The following is a 15,190-nucleotide window of genomic DNA, read 5'->3' on the forward strand; positions in this document are numbered from 1 at the left end:
CAATGACAACAAGATCACGGATGCATATCCTGGTTGCCGAGGACGATCCGGACGACCGCGAGTTGGTCAGAGAGGCTTTCGCCCAGTGCGGAATCACCGATTCCCTGCATTTCATGCAGGACGGCGAAGAGGTCACGGCGTTTCTGGCCGGCCGCCCCCCTGAACACGGTAATTTCCCAGTGCCCGGTTTGCTGTTGCTTGATCTCAACATGCCGCGCAAAGACGGCCTTGAAGTGCTACGCGAACTGCGGGCCAGCGCAGAACACTGCAACCTGCCGGCTATCGTCCTGAGCACTTCCTCCGATCCGCGGGATATCGCTGCCGCCTATCGGGCCGGCGCAAACTCCTTCATCACCAAACCTTCAAGTTACGACGCCCTCGTTACCATAGTCAGGTCACTGACCGAGTATTGGCTGACGACGGTGGCTTTACCGGAAAAAGCAGGCGCCCATGGTTGTTGAAAAACCCATACTTAACATCCTGCTTATTGAAGACGATGAAGACGACTTCATACTCACAAAAGAGCTTCTGCTGGGCGCGAGCAGTCTCGCCTGCACCGTTGACTGGATCGACAACTATAACGACGGCATGAAAGCCGTGTTGGGGCAGTCCTACGACGTCGCCATAATTGACTATCGTCTGAACGCCGACTCGGGCATCGACCTGATCCGCCAGGTACGCAGGAACCACATCCGCACGCCAATCATCCTTCTTACAGGACATGGCGACGATACACTCGATAGTGCCGCGATTGATCTCGGCGCTTCCGATTACCTCATCAAAGGCGAGGTTGACAGCACCAGCCTGGCTCGCAGTATCCGCTACGCCGTTGACAGAGCCCAGAACGAGCAGGTTTTCCTGCAGCTGCTGACCGATTCCCGGGACGCCATGCTGGTGGTGGATGATCAGGGCGGCATTCGCTACGCCAACCCGGCGGCCGAGCAGCTCTTTCATGATCCCGAGCATTTACAACTCCAGCAGATAACGCTGCCGGAAACAGACGAGAGCCTGTTCGAGTGGCGTCTGCCTCTCGCCGATGGCACTTTCCTTGATGTAGAGGGCCAGCTTTCCCGAACGCTCTGGAACAGAGAGAGCATGCAGTTGCTTTCACTTCGCGACATTGGCCCGCGCAAGGAAGCTGAGAAACAGCTCAGACTGCTGCAACGTAGCCTGGAAGTGACGGACAGCGGCGTGGTTATATCCGATGCACGCCTGCCGGACCTGCCGATTATTTACGTCAACGGGGCTTTTGAGAAAGTCAGTGGCTACACCGCCGAAGAGGTGCTGGGCAAGAACTGTCGGTTCCTGCAGCAGTCGGAAACCCACCAACCTGCACTCGATAAACTACGCAAAAGCCTCGCGGCCAAACAGGAAGTCCATGTTGTTCTTCGAAACTTCCGCAAGGACGGTACGGCTTTCTGGAACGATCTTTTTGTGGCGCCGGTACCTGATGAGCAAGGCGAGGTCACGCATTTCATTGGCATCCAGAACGACATCACGCATCAGAAAAGCGTCGAGTCCGCTCTGGCCTACAACACAAGCCATGACGTCCTGACAGGCCTGCCGAATCGCGCCCTGCTGGAGGACCGCCTGCGCCAGGCCTGTATGATGGCGGCCCGTGGCAGCTTGCGTCTGGGCGTTATATTCATCGACCTGGACGGCTTCAAACCCATCAATGATGCCCTGAGCCATAAAGTGGGCGACCAGGTATTGATCGAGGTTGCGGCTCGCATCGATGTCAATATCCGGCCCGGCGATACGCTGGCCCGGTTAAGCGCCGATGAGTTTGTCGTCCTGGTGCCCAATCTCGTGCGCGACGAGGATCTGCTCCACATCGTCGAGCGCATTCTCGAGAATGTTGCCCGCCCCTATCAGGTCGGTGACCAGCGCATCCGGGTTACAGCCAGTGCGGGCATTGCTTTGAGCGACGGTAACGTCGAAGAGCCGATGGTTCTAGTTCAGCGGGCGGACCTGGCCATGAATCAGGCCAAGCAGGAAGGCCGGAACACCTACCACTGGTTCACAAGTGAGCTGAATCAGTCGATGATGGATCGGGTGACCTTGCGCAGCGAATTACAGAAGGCCATCGAAAGCGAAGAGTTCGAGCTCTACTTCCAGCCTCTGATCGACGCACGCAGTGGTCGTGTCGGTGGCATGGAAGCCCTCATTCGCTGGAACCACCCGGAACGCGGCATGGTCTCACCTGCCGATTTCATCCCGGTGGCCGAGGACACTGGCCAGATTATTCCAATGAGCCAATGGATTCTTGAGACCGCGTGCCGGCAAAACCGGCTACTCTACGACAGCGGCCACAGGACCAATGTGGTTTCGGTCAATGTTTCGCCGATCCAGTTCCAGCCCGGAAACTTCGTCGACATCGTCAAGCGGACCCTTGAGACCACCTGCCTGCCGAACCACCTCCTGGAGCTGGAAATAGTCGAGTCCGTGCTTCTGCACGACCCCGCCCGCGTAATCGCAACCTTGCACGAGTTACGGGAGTTGGGGGTGGGCATTTCTATTGACGACTTCGGGACGGGATTCTCGAGCCTCAGTTACCTGAAACGGCTGCCTATTACCAAGGTCAAGATTGACCGGTCGTTTATCCAGGAAATAACCAATGATCCCAAGGACGCTGCGATCACCCAGGGTATTATTTCCATGGCGCACCACCTCAAACTCAAGGTAGTCGCTGAGGGCGTTGAGACCGGGCCCCAGGCTGCTTTCCTTCGCGACAATGCTTGTGACATCTTCCAGGGGTATTTTTTCGCGCGTCCCATGCCTATGGCCCAGTTGACCGAATTCCTCGCGTCCTATACCGGCGCTCCCTCATTCTAGTACCTCCCAGGCTTCAGCTTTCGCCTCGAATTGCTGCATGATGCATCTTTAACCAAGCTGGTTTAAGGTGATAGAGGCAAGCCTCGAAACCGGCTTGCCTGCGCAAAGCGCACTCACAGGCTGCACGATGGTACAGGAGGCAAGGGATGAGCCAGACCGTCGCGGATTTTATTGTTGAACGTCTCCATTCCTGGGGCATATCCCGCGTGTACGGTTACTCCGGGGACGGCATAAACGGCGTGATGGGCGCCCTACGACGCGCGGAGGGCAAGGTCAGGCTTATCCAGACCCGGCACGAAGAGCTCGCTGCGTTCATGGCCTGCGGGCATGCGAAGTACACCGAGCAGCCCGGCGTTGTGGTCACAACCTCAGGGCCTGGCGCCATACACGCGCTTAATGGCCTTTACGACGCCCGCAAGGACCACATGCCGGTGGTTGCTATCGTCGGCCAGCAGGCGCGCGCCAGCCTGGGATCAAGCTATCAACAGGAAGTCGACCTCGAGAGCCTGTTCAAGGGCGTCTCAGAATACAGCCAGACGCTCACCACGCCCGCGCAGGCCCGGCATGTCATTGATCGGGCCGTCCGCATTGCCTGCGCCAAACGCACGGTGACCTGTCTTGTTGTCCCTAACGACCTGCAAGATGCGCCCATGGCGGATCCTGAACCTGAGCACGGCAATACGTTCTCGGGGATCGGCTATCGCCCTTCTGTCCCGGTGCCAGCCAGCCAGGATCTGGATGCCGCAGCCGACATTCTCAACAATGGCGCGAGGGTTGCCATCCTGGCGGGAGCCGGGGTTCGTCATGCGGTAGAGCCTCTGATGCTGTTGGCCGAACGCCTGGGCGCCGGGGTTGCTAAAGCGCTCCTTGCCAAGACCATGATCAATGACGATCACCCGCTCGTTACCGGCGGGCTTGGCTTGCTGGGGACGGAACCCAGCGACTGGATGATGAGTCATTGCGATACACTGCTGATGGTAGGTACCAGCTTTCCCTACGCCGAATTTCTGCCTCACTCGGGCAAGGTTCGCTGCGTCCAGATAGATGTTGACGCGGCCAACCTGGGGCTGCGTTTCCCCACCGAGGTCAATCTCCACGGCGACGCCGCTGCGACGCTTGAGGCCTTACTGCCTCTGATTCAGCCCCGGGACGACCACGAGTGGGCGAAGTCCTTGCGCGGACGCATAGAGCGTTGGTGGGAACTCCTTGCTGAACGGGCCGAAGCCCCGGCCAATCCGCTAAACCCCCAGAAGGTTTTCAGGGAACTGTCCGCACGTCTGCCTGCCGATGCCTTATTGGCATGCGACGTTGGCACCGCCACAGACTGGTACGCACGTTACCTTCGCATCACCAGTCGCGGCATTACTGGCACCACATCCGGCGGACTCGCTTCAATGGGCGCCGGCGTCCCCTATGCGCTGGCTGCGAAATTTGCCTATCCCGCGCGCCCGGTCATTGCCATGGTGGGCGACGGTGCTATGCAGATGCTCGGCAACAACGGGCTGATCACGCTCGCACAGCACTGGACGGAGTGGCATGACCCGCGGTTTATCGTTTTGGTGCTGAACAACCAGGACCTCAGCCAGGTCACCTGGGAGCAGCGCGCCATGGAAGGCGAACCCAAGTTCGAAACTTCACAGGCGCTGCCGCCTTTCGAGTATGACAATTACGCCAACATGCTTGGGCTCAAGGGCGTTCGCCTGGACAACCCGGACGATGTCGGTACGGTATGGGAAGACGCGTTCAACAGTAACTGCCCGGTGGTCATCAACGCCGTCGTTGACGCCAATGTTCCGCCTCTGCCCACGCACTTTGACTTCACCCAAGTGAAGAGTTATCTCGGCTCCATTCTTAAAGGGGATCCGGAGTCCGGACAGATGCTACGGCAATCATTCAGGGGTATGGCCGCGCGCTATCTAAAGCGCTAGTAGCGCCCGGTGCGGGACTTTAGGGGATAAAGCCTGCGCACAATATAACCCGCTACGTCCCGGTCGGAGCGTAGCGGCAATCGCCAATTACGCGGCCATTTTCAGACACTCATCGGCGCAACGCTGACAGGCTTTCGCGCACTCCTGGCAATGATCATGATCATGCTTGCCACATTCATCCGCACAGGCCTGGCAAATTTTGGCGCACAGTGCAGACATCTGTTTGGCGTATTTGCTGTTACGCGCCATATACGCGGCTGCGACCCGGCAGATGGCTGCGCAGTCCATGTTGTTGCGGATGCAGTCCGCCATCATCTTGACGTTGTCTTCCTGGAGACAGGCCACCGAGCACATGTCGCAGTAGTCTGCGCAGGCATTGCAGGCTTCGAGACAGGATCTGTATTGCTCCAATTGCTGCATTGTTGAATTCCTCCTTGAGATTCTGTGTACGAAATCGCCATTAAAATTAGCACCAGATGCGTGCCCACCAGCAAGTTAGCATCCTGTTAACTGCTCATCTCGGCCTGTCTCGTGGGGTTGCTTGGGCCCATACAGAGAGGCCAAAACTTACAGAGCCCTAATCCCGTCCATTTGAACCCGAGACGGTTAGCGGCGATGATCTGAACAGGCTTCTCACAGCCCGCAAACAGTGCTCTCGAACTTGGCCGTATCACTAGCACAGGGAACTGCATGAAGTACCTCAAGGCTTTGATATACGCAGGCGTAGCCTTTGTGCTGATGGGCCTCGCTTTTGCCTGGACCGGCATTTACAACATCGCCGCAGACGAGCCGCATACGGCACCGGTTTATCTTCTGCTGCAGATGTCCCGAAACCAGTCGATACAGCGGCGAGCAAATGACATTGAGGTGCCGGACGGCATCGCACAGAAGAAGCGCCTCACGGACGGAGCGCTCCTCTACGCTGGCCATTGTGAGCAATGCCACCTTGGGCCCGGGCTGAGCAGCAACGGGCTCCAGCAGGGACTGAACCCCTCGCCGCCCCGTCTGGACGCTGAACAACACAATCGGTCACTGCAGGAGCAGTTCTGGATTGTGAAGCACGGGATAAAAATGACCGGCATGCCGGCCTGGGGAGAGACGTTCCCCGATGACGCACTCTGGGCCATCGTGGCGTTTGCCGACCAGTTACCCCGAATGACCGCAGAAACCTATCAGCGGCTGACCCTACCGGCCGACGAGAGACCTTAGCCTCGGTCAACGTTAGCATCCTTCCAGAGTTCAATGGCTGTCCTGACGCCTGCATGGCATGCGCAGGAACAGCATCAGCTCCCACGCTTTGAAGCGGCTTATGTTGGTCCCAGGCCCCCAGGGGCGGACGATCATGTCCTGATGGTAAGCGTAGCCGGTTGATTTCAGAGGCCCAACCGCTCCAACATGTTTCCCAGCTGTATTGCGAGCCGCTGTGAATTCGCAAGTAAGACTCTTCGCCACGCCAGATAGCTGTACATTCGCCAATGAGCAAGGAGGCACGATATGGCCAGTACGGGATTGCAGGCATTAACCCACCCCGACTCCCTTTCTGATCAAACCATGAATGATCTTACGCGCTGGGCCTGCCTGGCTGGAGGTGGTCTCGCCACCTACGCAGGCTACCGTAGCGGTGGTGCCAGCGGGCTGCTCATGGGCGTCCTTGGTGGCGTGCTCGCTTACCAGGGCATTGCCAATACTTCCGCGCCCCGCCGGCTCCTGGAAGCGGCCCGGCCCCAGCGCGAGGTTCACCTCATCAGCACCGTGACCATAGACAAGCCCGCCAGTGAGCTCTACAAGTTCTGGAAGGGCTTCACCCGATTGCCACAGATCATGAGCTTCCTCGACAGTGTCGAGCCCCGTGGCGACAAGATCAGTCACTGGGTGGTGAAAGCACCTTCAGGGCATACCCTTGAATGGGACGCCGAGGTCACCGAAGACGTCCCCGACAAGCGTATCGCCTGGCACTCGGTGGAAGGCTCCGAGATGCCCAACTGGGGTAAAGTGCGTTTCAATGAAGCGCCGGGTAAACGCGGCACCGAAATCCACGTTTCGATGTACTTTGAGCCTCCAGGCGGCAACGCGGGTGCGATCGCGGGGCACTTTCTGCAGGGGCTCAGCAAAGAGCTGATCAAGCAGAACCTCCGGCATCTCAAGGCGTACCTGGAAACCGGCGAGATCCCCACCAATATCACCACCTCTCAGGGAAGGAGAACCTCATGAAGGCTGTCTGCTGGCATGGATCAAAAGACGTCAGGGTCGACAATATTCCGGACCCCGAAATCATCAACCCACGCGATGCCATTATCAAGGTGACTTCAACCGCGATCTGCGGTTCAGACCTGCACCTTTACGATGGCTATATACCTACCATGCAAAAGGGCGATGTGATCGGCCACGAGTTCATGGGTGAAGTGGTAGAGCTGGGGTCCAAGGTGACTAACCTGAAAATTGGCGACCGTGTTGTTGTGCCCTTTACGATCTCTTGCGGAAGCTGTTTCTTCTGTAAGAAAGATCTGACCTCTTTGTGCGACAACTCCAACCCGAACACGGCGGTAGCCGAAAAAATGTGGGGACATTCCCCGGCAGGTTTGTTCGGCTACTCACACATGGTCGGCGGCTATGCCGGGGGGCAGGCAGAGTATGTGCGCGTGCCCTACGCCGATGTAGGCCCCATGAAGGTTCCCGAACATCTGGACGACGACAAGGTCCTGTTTCTGACCGACATCTTTCCGACCGGCTATATGGCCGCGGAGAACTGCAATATCCAACCCGGCGATGTGGTCGCGGTATGGGGTTGCGGACCGGTCGGGCTTTTCGCCATCGCCAGTGCGCTGATGCTCGGTGCGGAGCGGGTTATCGCTATCGATGACGTACCGGAACGGTTGGAGCTTGCAAAACAGCGCAAGAATGTCGACGTTTTACGCACCAGTGATTTCAACAACACCCTCGAGCTGGTTGATGCGCTCAGCACCATGACCGGCGGCCGCGGGCCCGACAGCTGTATCGAAGCGGTCGGCATGGAATCTCATGGTATGGGCATTGAACACGCCTACGACAAGACCAAACAGGCGCTGATGATGGAAACCGGTCGGCCTAGCGCGCTGCGCCAGTCCATGCTCGCCTGTCGTAAAGGCGGTACTGTCTCGCTACCGGGTGTTTTTGGGGGCTTTATCGACAAGGTCCCGATGGGCGCATTCATGAACAAGGCGCTGACGCTCAAGACCGGCCAGACACACGTTCATCGCTACCTGAAGCCCTTGCTGGATCGGATTGAAGCCAGCGAGATTGACCCGAGCTTCCTGATCAGCCATAAGCTGACGCTAGATGATGCACCTGCCGCGTACAAGATGTTCCGGGACAAGACAGACGGCTGTACCAAGGTGGTCATGAAGCCCGGCCGAAGCGAGTTGGCCTCAGCCATTTAACGGGTTCCAGGCTTCGCCGGTTTAACCGGTGGAGCCTGCCTGCACTAGTTTAACCGGTGGAGCCTGCCCGCACTACAGGACCTGCACCTCGACAAAAGCCATATCGTAATATGCCCACCCAAGTGCCTACGCTCAGGCTTGAGCCAAAGTCCGCAAACACGATCACGCGTTCCTTAGAAGATTCCGCGCGGCCATTGAGCGGCTCGTGACGTCAAATCGCCCCGAGATCCTGCTGTCCCGCAAACCTGCCATCATGCGAGCTGACCTCGTGCGAACTCTGTCGGGCAAGGTAGGCCCCTGCGCCGATACCAAGGCCGAGCGCGGCCAGCCCAGCCAGTACTGAACCGCCGGACAGGCGTTGCTCCCACCCTGGCGTTAATCGTTTTGGCACCAGCTTGTAGTCCACGATATACGCCAGACCGGCTGTGGCCAGCCCGCCTGCGATTGCCTTGGTGAAACTGATCTGACCGTCGCCCTGCCCCAGCTTTCGCCCGAACGTCAGCTCGAACACCATCGCCCACCAGAAGGACGCACCGATGTTGATCGCCAATCCGGGCACAGTTTGGGCAAGCGTCGGCTGTTCGACCTCTCCCGCTTCTGGGCCCCAGTAGATATGGGAGGACGCGTTGATGGGCGCCAGGGCGCTGCCCGAGTCGGTGCGCCCAAGAATAGCAATAGCCCCGCAAACTGCCGCGGCACCTGCGGTGCCCGAGAACAGCATGTTCCTGATAGCTGGGTGGCGCCGAGCCTGCTCTGGCATCTCCATGATTTCTCCTGGTACGTGGCGTTCGTTGTGCTTGCAGTATTGCGCGCAATGCCTCCGCCCGCTTCGAGCAGATCCTTGGCGCTTGTCGCTTCAGTGTCGCCCAACCATGCCCAAGAACCCATTACCGTTCGTGCAGACTTCCGTTGTCTCAACCGGGTTACTTCATGTCGAAACCGCGTTGGCGCAGGAATTCGCGCATGTGTGGGCGCGACTTTTCAGTAAAAAGTACTTTCATCTGCTCGGTCCAGTTAGAGCTTTTGTTTGAACTGCTACGGCTCTGGTAGTAGGCCTGCATGGTCTCGTCGAACGCGGCTATCTGGCCAATGTCGCCTTCGTCCTGGTACGCGTCTTCCTTGAGAATTGTTTCTAACGGCAAGCGCGGTTTGACCTCAGGATTCTGGTCGGGATAGCCCATGCAGAAGCCGAAGACGGGATAGACATCCCTGGGCAGCTGGAGCAACTCACTGATCTCAGCCGGATTGTTGCGGATACCGCCGATGTAACAAATGCCCAGGCCAGCAGACTCCGCAGCCACAGCAACGTTCTGGGCCATAAGTGCTGTATCGACGGTGGCGATGATAAACTGCTCAGTCATCCCTTCTTTCACCGCTGTCCCTTCGCGCTCGCAGGCGTCGTAGATCCGCTTCAGATCGGCGCAGAATACGAGGAAATGCGAACAGCTGGCGATGTAGGGCTGCCCGCCCGCAAGCTCGGCTATTTTTTGGCGGGTCGCGGGATTTTTGACGTGGATAACGGTGGTGGCCTGCACGTGACTGGAGGTCGCGGCGCTCTGGCCGGCCCGGATAATGTCATGAAACAGGGATGTCTCGATCTTGCGATCCGTGAACTTGCGGATGGAGCGGTGAGATTTCAGCAGTTCGATTACAGCATTCATAAAGTAAGGCCTGGCTAAGGATTCTGGCTGCCCCTAAACCTACCTTATATCGACGCTCCGCCCAAGGCTCCCTTCATTAAGACGCTGTTGTAAACGGCGAAACGCAGCCAGAAGCAGGCCCGTCTAGAGGGCTTCCCTCGGGTACGACCTGCAATAATCGGCTACGCTTCGGTACGGGGCACTGGGGTACAGAACGCGTGCCCGGGTTTGCCGGTTTGCGCCTACGGCGCGGTGCCAGCTTCCATGCGATCAAGCGCTCGTACACGTCTCACCTCATGAGCCTCAAAGTGCTGCTCGATCAGCCGGTCCACGGCGGCTTGTCTGTCTTCAGGCGCGAGGCCTTCCAGTGTCAGCAACCGGTCGCGCTCCTTCCGATAAACTGAAACTCTCTCCTGCCACTGTTCCCGCCCTTGGTCCAGCGATGCCAGCCGTGCGGCTGCCTCAGGGCCAACGACTTCTTCGCGCATGCGCCATAGCTCCGCTTCAGTCGCGCCGGAGTCACGAAGTCTCTGGGTTTTTTCCTGCAGGGTTACCGCAACTGCAGAACGCTCGCGTGCCGCTCTTATGTCTGCCGGCAGACGCTGCTCCAGTACCTCTTGCCGGGCCTGTCTTTCCTCGGCCGAGAGGTGATCCGCTTCACTTAACGCTTTCATCGCCAGCACATACCGGTCCTCTGCCTCCTCCCGGCCAAAGAATCCATCTGCCGTCTCGCGACCGAGCACGCTGACCCGCAGGTCACGACGTTCCTGAAAAGCACGCAGCATATCCTCAACAGCATCTGACGGCGGCTCGACATCGCCTAGCTGGTGCTGATATTCGATGTAGGTATCGAATCGCGCGAGCACCTGCTCCTGTACGTCTTCTGGCAGGTCCCGCTGGGCCAGAAAGGCAGCAAGCCGCTGGCGCAGACCTGCAATATCCTCGCGGCCGATCCCGGTCAGAAAATAGTCGAACAGTCGCCGCAGTCCGCGTTCCGGTACGACCTTGCCGTCGGCGTCAACCACGACGCCACCGTCGACATCGGTATTTTCGTGGGAAGGCAGGGGCGCGAACTCCGTGGCAGCGCCGCCCTGTCCTGAGATTTGCGGGCTCCGAAGCGCGGGCGGCGGAGAGGATTCCTGGGACGAAACTTCCGGCAGTTCAGTACCTTGGTCTGTTTCGGGCCAGAACCCCACCACCACAGCAACCAGGGCCGAGGCCGCGACCAGGCCCAGGTACAATTTCACCCTGGTATGAATCTTTGCCCCTGGCCGCACTGCTCCTCCTGCCCCCGTCTGCCTGCGTTTTCCCAACGATCAGAGCCCGGTGTTTTTCAGGCGATTGGCATGCTGTCGGTAAACCGACACGGGGCTGGTGGTGAAGGGCGCGTAAAGTCCTAAAACCTGGTTAACTTCGTCGAGGTGGTTCTGACGGAAATCATCGCGAATGACTTTACCCAGGTGGGAGCTGCAGCGGCCGACCAGACCGTCGTTTTTCTCGCCCACGAACGCCAGAGACGTCAAGCCGAGCAGTAGGTCGCTGGGGTCGAGGGCATTGGTCAGAACGCCGGTCCCACTCCAGGAGTAATAGCGCACCCCGTCAACGATATGGTCGCCGTCCCCACAGGCGGCAGGGATGCCAGCCGGAAACTGCGCATTGAACTCCTCAGACCCGTAGCTACTCAGCGAATACAGCGCACTGGCGGAATCCTGGTCGAAGCCACCCTCAGACATCAGGTCAATCAGGCCGGTGAAGCCGTTGACCACACTGGCCACAACTGCTTCGGCAGGTCCTCCGGCCGGGGCCACGCCGCCGATCAGATCAGCCACATCCGATCCTTTGTGTGGCCCAGCCACGCTACTCACTGACCCGACGAGGTCAGGCCTTACGCCCGAAACATAACGGATCGTTGGGCCGCCGTGGGAGTGACCGATCAGATTGACCCGTTCGGCGCCGGTAATCGCCAGGATTTCCTCAACCTGAGCCAGCAACTGTTCGCCCCGTACCTCGGTACTGTTGGCTGCTGATACCTGGGCTACGTAGACATCCGCGCCGTCCTCACGCAAGGCGCTGGGGATGCGGTGCCAGTAGTCCACCGGGCCGATAGTATCGAAACCGAACAGGCCATGCACAAGCACAATCGGGTAGTCGGTCTGGGTGTAGTTTGAGGTCTTGCTACCGAAAAAAAATGCCTGAGCCGGCGTTGCGGCAAAAGCACCGAGAACAAGCCCGACCAGTGCACCCTTGGCACATTTTGTTGTTTTTGTCATCTTTCCGTCTCCTGGAGCCCGACAACCGGCAGGGCCCGTGTTCTAGTTATTAGTGTGTATCAGGTATTAGTGCGTATCAGTTATTGAAGAGCCACCGGCAGGGCCTGTGAAAAACCGCGCCGGAATGATCCAGCTACAAACAAGTGAACGCATATGCATAATATCGCCACGTCTGGGGCAAAAATGTCGTCCAGTACACAGTTAAAGAAAACCCGGGCTCGTCCTTTTCGCTCCCCTGGGTTCAGTTTGTTTCGGGGGCGGAGCCGGCAAAAAGTCACGTTCAATGCCACTAAATGGCTTGCATAAGCGGCTTAAGGGACGCAGATTGATGTGCTGGACGCATCAACACAGGGAGGCGGCAATGGCTCAGGCTATCTGGAAGGGACAGGTTTCGTTTGGTCTTCTGAACGTACCGGTAACGCTGTATTCAGGCGAAGTACGCAACGATATCAAGTTGAGGATGCTGGACAGCCGTAATGACGCCCGGGTTCGGTATGAGCGTGTCAATGAGGAGACCGGGGACGAAGTGCCCTGGAATGAGATTGTCAAAGCTTACGAGTACGACAAGGACAACTACGTAAAGATTGACCAGGACGAGCTCAAGGAGTTTCTGACCGAAGCCAACAATAACGTCGAGCTGGAGTCTTTCATTGACGCGACCGACCTGGATCCCCGTTTTTATGAAAAGCCCTACTATCTGGTTCCGCAGAAAAAGTTCGAGAAAGGCTATGTGCTCCTTCGGGAATCTCTCAAACAGAGCGGTATGATCGGCATCGCCCGCGTCGTCATCCGTACCCGTAATCACCTGGCCGCGGTGATACCTTACGACGACGCCCTGATACTCAACATACTTCGCTTCTGCGAAGAAGTCCGCGCGCTGGACAACTATAACTTTCCCGCTGGCGACGTTTCAGATTACCGGATCTCCGATAAGGAGCTGAAAATGTCGATGGACCTCATCAACTCGATGAAGACCGAATGGGATCCAGAGGACTACCACGACGAGTATCGCAAGCGTTTGCTTGAGTACGTCGAACAGAAAGTCAGTAAGGCCAAGCCCAAAAAGAGCAAGAAGTCCGACCAGCCGGAACCGAGCAGCAATGTTGTGGACCTGCAGGATCTGCTACGTAAGAGCCTGGAAAAGAACTCGAAGCCCAAGGCACCCGGGAAGACCAGCCGCAAATCCAACGGTGACTCGGATACCGGAACAAAGTCAGGTAAAACCGGTTCGGGAAAGGCCGCATCGGGTGCCAGGAAGTCAGCTTCAGGATCAAAGCGGGCGACGACCGGGACGGCCAGGAAGCAGACAAAGGATAACAAAGCGGACGCAACGGCAGGCACGACGAGCAAGCGCAAAACATCATAGGGGGCTTTGACGGAAGTGGCCGATCCGGCGCCTGGCACCGGACCGGCCGTCGGTTACTCCCCGCGCCGGGTGAACCCGGTCACTGCAATTCTTTTTTCCGGGCGGCCATCTTCTGACCGAGTTCTTTGAGCTGATCCTCGGTCATGGTTTCTTCGGCCATTTTGAACATCTCTTCTTCTTCCTCTTCCATGTGGTGCTCGACCAGTTCCTTGAGCACCTTTGCGCGCCCCATGAACTCCATGGTCGACGGCGCTGTATCGTTGAGGTCGGGAATCACAAGCTTTTCCACCGCCCGGTGTTCTTCCTTGGCTTCGTGGTACATTTTCTTCTTGGAGGCAGGCGACTTCTCGTCAGCAAAGGCAGGATAGAATATCTCCTCCTCTATCTGGGTATGCACGCTCAGCTCCTTTTGTACCTTTCCCAGTAACTCGGTCCTTTCGCTTGCCGATTTGTCAGACTTTAGAAGATCCCCCAAAAGCGTCTTCATTTTTTCGTGGTCTTTGACCAGCAGTTCCACTGCGTTTGCCATTTAGCCTCTCCTTGCTCTGGTTGCAGATTTTCAGCGATAGAGGTTTGCCTGCAGGCTTCTTTTCATACTCGGGCTGCGCCCGGCAGGAACCAATCGCGAGATTCAACACAGACTCAAGCTAGTTCTATGCCAAAAGCCCAAACCCTCGCAGGCCCGCCGGTTAGGGGCAGCGCAGTTCCTGGCGATGAACCCACGGCGGGAAATGCTTCACCCTGCCTGTAAATTTTGCCGATGAAATGAGACTGAACTGGCACGAAATGACGCGCCGGCTATTAAGCCGCGTGGTCACTGCCGAGTTCAGAAGGTGTAAAGCATGGTAAAGGCTGCCTCAGTATTCACACTTTCCGATCCGGCCGGCGCATCTGAATTGTGCTCGATGCGATATGCGGCTTTGAGCGCGTAGTCATTGAGAAATTTGGCCTGTATGGACGTTTCCGATACAGAAAGGACGCTATTCTCCTCAAGGCCTATTTCGCTGCCCAGCTCCTGATGAAAGAGAGACGTCGGCGTCAGCTCGTAATCAAACTGCGCCGCCAATCGGGCGATTGCTTCGTCTTCAGCGTCCTCTCCATCACTATTAACCTCATCCAGGCGGTTGTAGCGGTAACCGACGCCTGCGGACAGCTCCAGAAAAGAGGCGTCCCCGCGGGTCCAGATACGATTGCCGTAACCGCCGGTCGCGGATGACTGGAAGTCATAGCCCGAGAACCGGTCATCCTCATAGGCACCGCGCAGGAACACGAATTGTCGTTCGTCCAGCTTATAGTCCCCTTGAGCGGCGAGCCGGTATCGCTCCGCGGTCGTGGTCTCCTCGGACTCGGAGTAAAGTGCCGCGGCTTCATAGTTGGTGCGCCACTGCTCAAGGTCCTGGGTCAGGTCGAGGGCGCCCTTTAGGTTGGTTTCTTCCGAGTTACCGGTGGTCATCAGGAGACCCACCTCTGCCTGCCCGGTCCATTGGCCTGGGTCAGCCGCTGCGGTCGTGGTGGCAATTACCATTAAACCGAATAGAACGGGCGATAGCCGCTTGGTCATCGAAAATTCCTCTGCTTTATGAAGATGGGGCTCGGGCACACGAGTTCTTTACTACTGCTGCAGAAAAGTGAACAGTTGGCAGAAGCCTGCAAGCTGAGCGGGATAGTAGCGGAGTACGAGCGGAAATGGCTGAGCATCCAGAGACGGTCGCGTACCAAACCCGCCTCTGGACTA

General features: G+C 57.8%; 14 protein-coding genes. 7 read left to right on the forward strand and 7 right to left on the reverse strand.

The genetic code is table 11. The annotated features are described in order from the left end of the window. Window positions 1–2 precede the first annotated feature (2 nt). From soil367_RS13155 to soil367_RS13165, 3 genes are all read left to right on the forward strand, one after another. Window positions 3–461, forward strand: a complete 459-nt coding sequence (locus soil367_RS13155) for a response regulator (protein ID WP_136549527.1) — start codon at window positions 3–5, stop codon at window positions 459–461. After that, window positions 451–2,835, forward strand: coding sequence for an EAL domain-containing protein (locus tag soil367_RS13160; protein WP_136549528.1), 2,385 nt, complete (start codon window positions 451–453; stop codon window positions 2,833–2,835). The genes soil367_RS13155 and soil367_RS13160 overlap by 11 nt, the downstream gene beginning before the upstream one ends. 146 nt (window positions 2,836–2,981) lie before the next feature. Continuing rightward, window positions 2,982–4,763 (forward strand): thiamine pyrophosphate-requiring protein, encoded by a 1,782-nt coding sequence (locus tag soil367_RS13165; protein ID WP_136549529.1) that lies wholly within the window; start codon window positions 2,982–2,984, stop codon window positions 4,761–4,763. Between the two features lie 87 nt (window positions 4,764–4,850). Here soil367_RS13165 and soil367_RS13170 read toward each other — a convergent pair whose 3' ends face one another. Continuing rightward, complete coding sequence (locus soil367_RS13170; RefSeq protein WP_136549530.1) at window positions 4,851–5,183, reverse strand: four-helix bundle copper-binding protein; 333 nt, start codon at window positions 5,181–5,183, stop codon at window positions 4,851–4,853. A gap of 270 nt (window positions 5,184–5,453) precedes the next feature. Between soil367_RS13170 and soil367_RS13175 the strand changes: the two genes are divergently transcribed. The 3 genes from soil367_RS13175 (at window position 5,454) to soil367_RS13185 (ending at window position 8,179) form a co-directional block, all read left to right on the forward strand. Then, window positions 5,454–5,972, forward strand: coding sequence for a c-type cytochrome (locus tag soil367_RS13175; RefSeq protein WP_136549531.1), 519 nt, complete (start codon window positions 5,454–5,456; stop codon window positions 5,970–5,972). Window positions 5,973–6,257: 285 nt separating this feature from the next. Then, window positions 6,258–6,974 (forward strand): SRPBCC family protein, encoded by a 717-nt coding sequence (locus tag soil367_RS13180; RefSeq protein WP_136549532.1) that lies wholly within the window; start codon window positions 6,258–6,260, stop codon window positions 6,972–6,974. Continuing rightward, the gene (locus soil367_RS13185) at window positions 6,971–8,179 is read left to right on the forward strand and encodes a zinc-dependent alcohol dehydrogenase (RefSeq protein WP_136549533.1); all 1,209 of its coding nucleotides are present in this window, start codon (window positions 6,971–6,973) and stop codon (window positions 8,177–8,179) included. Before soil367_RS13180 ends, soil367_RS13185 begins: the two co-directional genes overlap by 4 nt. Window positions 8,180–8,390: 211 nt before the next feature. Here soil367_RS13185 and soil367_RS13190 read toward each other — a convergent pair whose 3' ends face one another. From soil367_RS13190 to soil367_RS13205, 4 genes are all read right to left on the reverse strand, one after another. Further along, complete coding sequence (locus soil367_RS13190; protein WP_136549534.1) at window positions 8,391–8,945, reverse strand: hypothetical protein; 555 nt, start codon at window positions 8,943–8,945, stop codon at window positions 8,391–8,393. A gap of 157 nt (window positions 8,946–9,102) precedes the next feature. Beyond that, window positions 9,103–9,840: an oxygen-insensitive NADPH nitroreductase gene (gene nfsA / locus soil367_RS13195; RefSeq protein WP_136549535.1), complete on the reverse strand. Its 738-nt coding sequence runs from the start codon at window positions 9,838–9,840 to the stop codon at window positions 9,103–9,105. 221 nt (window positions 9,841–10,061) lie between these two features. Next, window positions 10,062–11,066, reverse strand: a complete 1,005-nt coding sequence (locus soil367_RS13200) for a lipase secretion chaperone (protein WP_172962349.1) — start codon at window positions 11,064–11,066, stop codon at window positions 10,062–10,064. 69 nt (window positions 11,067–11,135) lie between these two features. Then, window positions 11,136–12,089: an esterase/lipase family protein gene (locus soil367_RS13205; protein WP_136549537.1), complete on the reverse strand. Its 954-nt coding sequence runs from the start codon at window positions 12,087–12,089 to the stop codon at window positions 11,136–11,138. Window positions 12,090–12,450: 361 nt separating this feature from the next. Here soil367_RS13205 and ku point away from each other — a divergent pair, with 361 nt between their 5' ends. Then, window positions 12,451–13,455: a non-homologous end joining protein Ku gene (ku, locus tag soil367_RS13210; protein WP_136549538.1), complete on the forward strand. Its 1,005-nt coding sequence runs from the start codon at window positions 12,451–12,453 to the stop codon at window positions 13,453–13,455. Window positions 13,456–13,534: 79 nt separating this feature from the next. Here ku and soil367_RS13215 read toward each other — a convergent pair whose 3' ends face one another. Continuing rightward, the gene (locus tag soil367_RS13215) at window positions 13,535–13,984 is read right to left on the reverse strand and encodes a hemerythrin domain-containing protein (RefSeq protein WP_136549539.1); all 450 of its coding nucleotides are present in this window, start codon (window positions 13,982–13,984) and stop codon (window positions 13,535–13,537) included. 297 nt (window positions 13,985–14,281) lie between these two features. Next, window positions 14,282–15,016: a DUF481 domain-containing protein gene (locus tag soil367_RS13220; protein ID WP_136549540.1), complete on the reverse strand. Its 735-nt coding sequence runs from the start codon at window positions 15,014–15,016 to the stop codon at window positions 14,282–14,284. Window positions 15,017–15,190: the final 174 nt, after the last annotated feature.

Origin of the sequence: Hydrocarboniclastica marina, from assembly GCF_004851605.1 — a bacterium.
GTDB classification, from domain to species: Bacteria; Pseudomonadota; Gammaproteobacteria; order Pseudomonadales; family Oleiphilaceae; genus Hydrocarboniclastica; species Hydrocarboniclastica marina.

Coding starts and splice junctions, on each gene's coding strand:
- soil367_RS13155 (WP_136549527.1), top strand. CDS start 3: ATGACAACAAGATCACGGATGCATATCCTGGTTGCCGAGGACGATCCG.
- soil367_RS13160 (WP_136549528.1), top strand. CDS start 451: ATGGTTGTTGAAAAACCCATACTTAACATCCTGCTTATTGAAGACGAT.
- soil367_RS13165 (WP_136549529.1), top strand. CDS start 2,982: ATGAGCCAGACCGTCGCGGATTTTATTGTTGAACGTCTCCATTCCTGG.
- soil367_RS13170 (WP_136549530.1), bottom strand. CDS start 5,183: ATGCAGCAATTGGAGCAATACAGATCCTGTCTCGAAGCCTGCAATGCC.
- soil367_RS13175 (WP_136549531.1), top strand. CDS start 5,454: ATGAAGTACCTCAAGGCTTTGATATACGCAGGCGTAGCCTTTGTGCTG.
- soil367_RS13180 (WP_136549532.1), top strand. CDS start 6,258: ATGGCCAGTACGGGATTGCAGGCATTAACCCACCCCGACTCCCTTTCT.
- soil367_RS13185 (WP_136549533.1), top strand. CDS start 6,971: ATGAAGGCTGTCTGCTGGCATGGATCAAAAGACGTCAGGGTCGACAAT.
- soil367_RS13190 (WP_136549534.1), bottom strand. CDS start 8,945: ATGGAGATGCCAGAGCAGGCTCGGCGCCACCCAGCTATCAGGAACATG.
- nfsA (WP_136549535.1), bottom strand. CDS start 9,840: ATGAATGCTGTAATCGAACTGCTGAAATCTCACCGCTCCATCCGCAAG.
- soil367_RS13205 (WP_136549537.1), bottom strand. CDS start 12,089: ATGACAAAAACAACAAAATGTGCCAAGGGTGCACTGGTCGGGCTTGTT.
- ku (WP_136549538.1), top strand. CDS start 12,451: ATGGCTCAGGCTATCTGGAAGGGACAGGTTTCGTTTGGTCTTCTGAAC.
- soil367_RS13215 (WP_136549539.1), bottom strand. CDS start 13,984: ATGGCAAACGCAGTGGAACTGCTGGTCAAAGACCACGAAAAAATGAAG.
- soil367_RS13220 (WP_136549540.1), bottom strand. CDS start 15,016: ATGACCAAGCGGCTATCGCCCGTTCTATTCGGTTTAATGGTAATTGCC.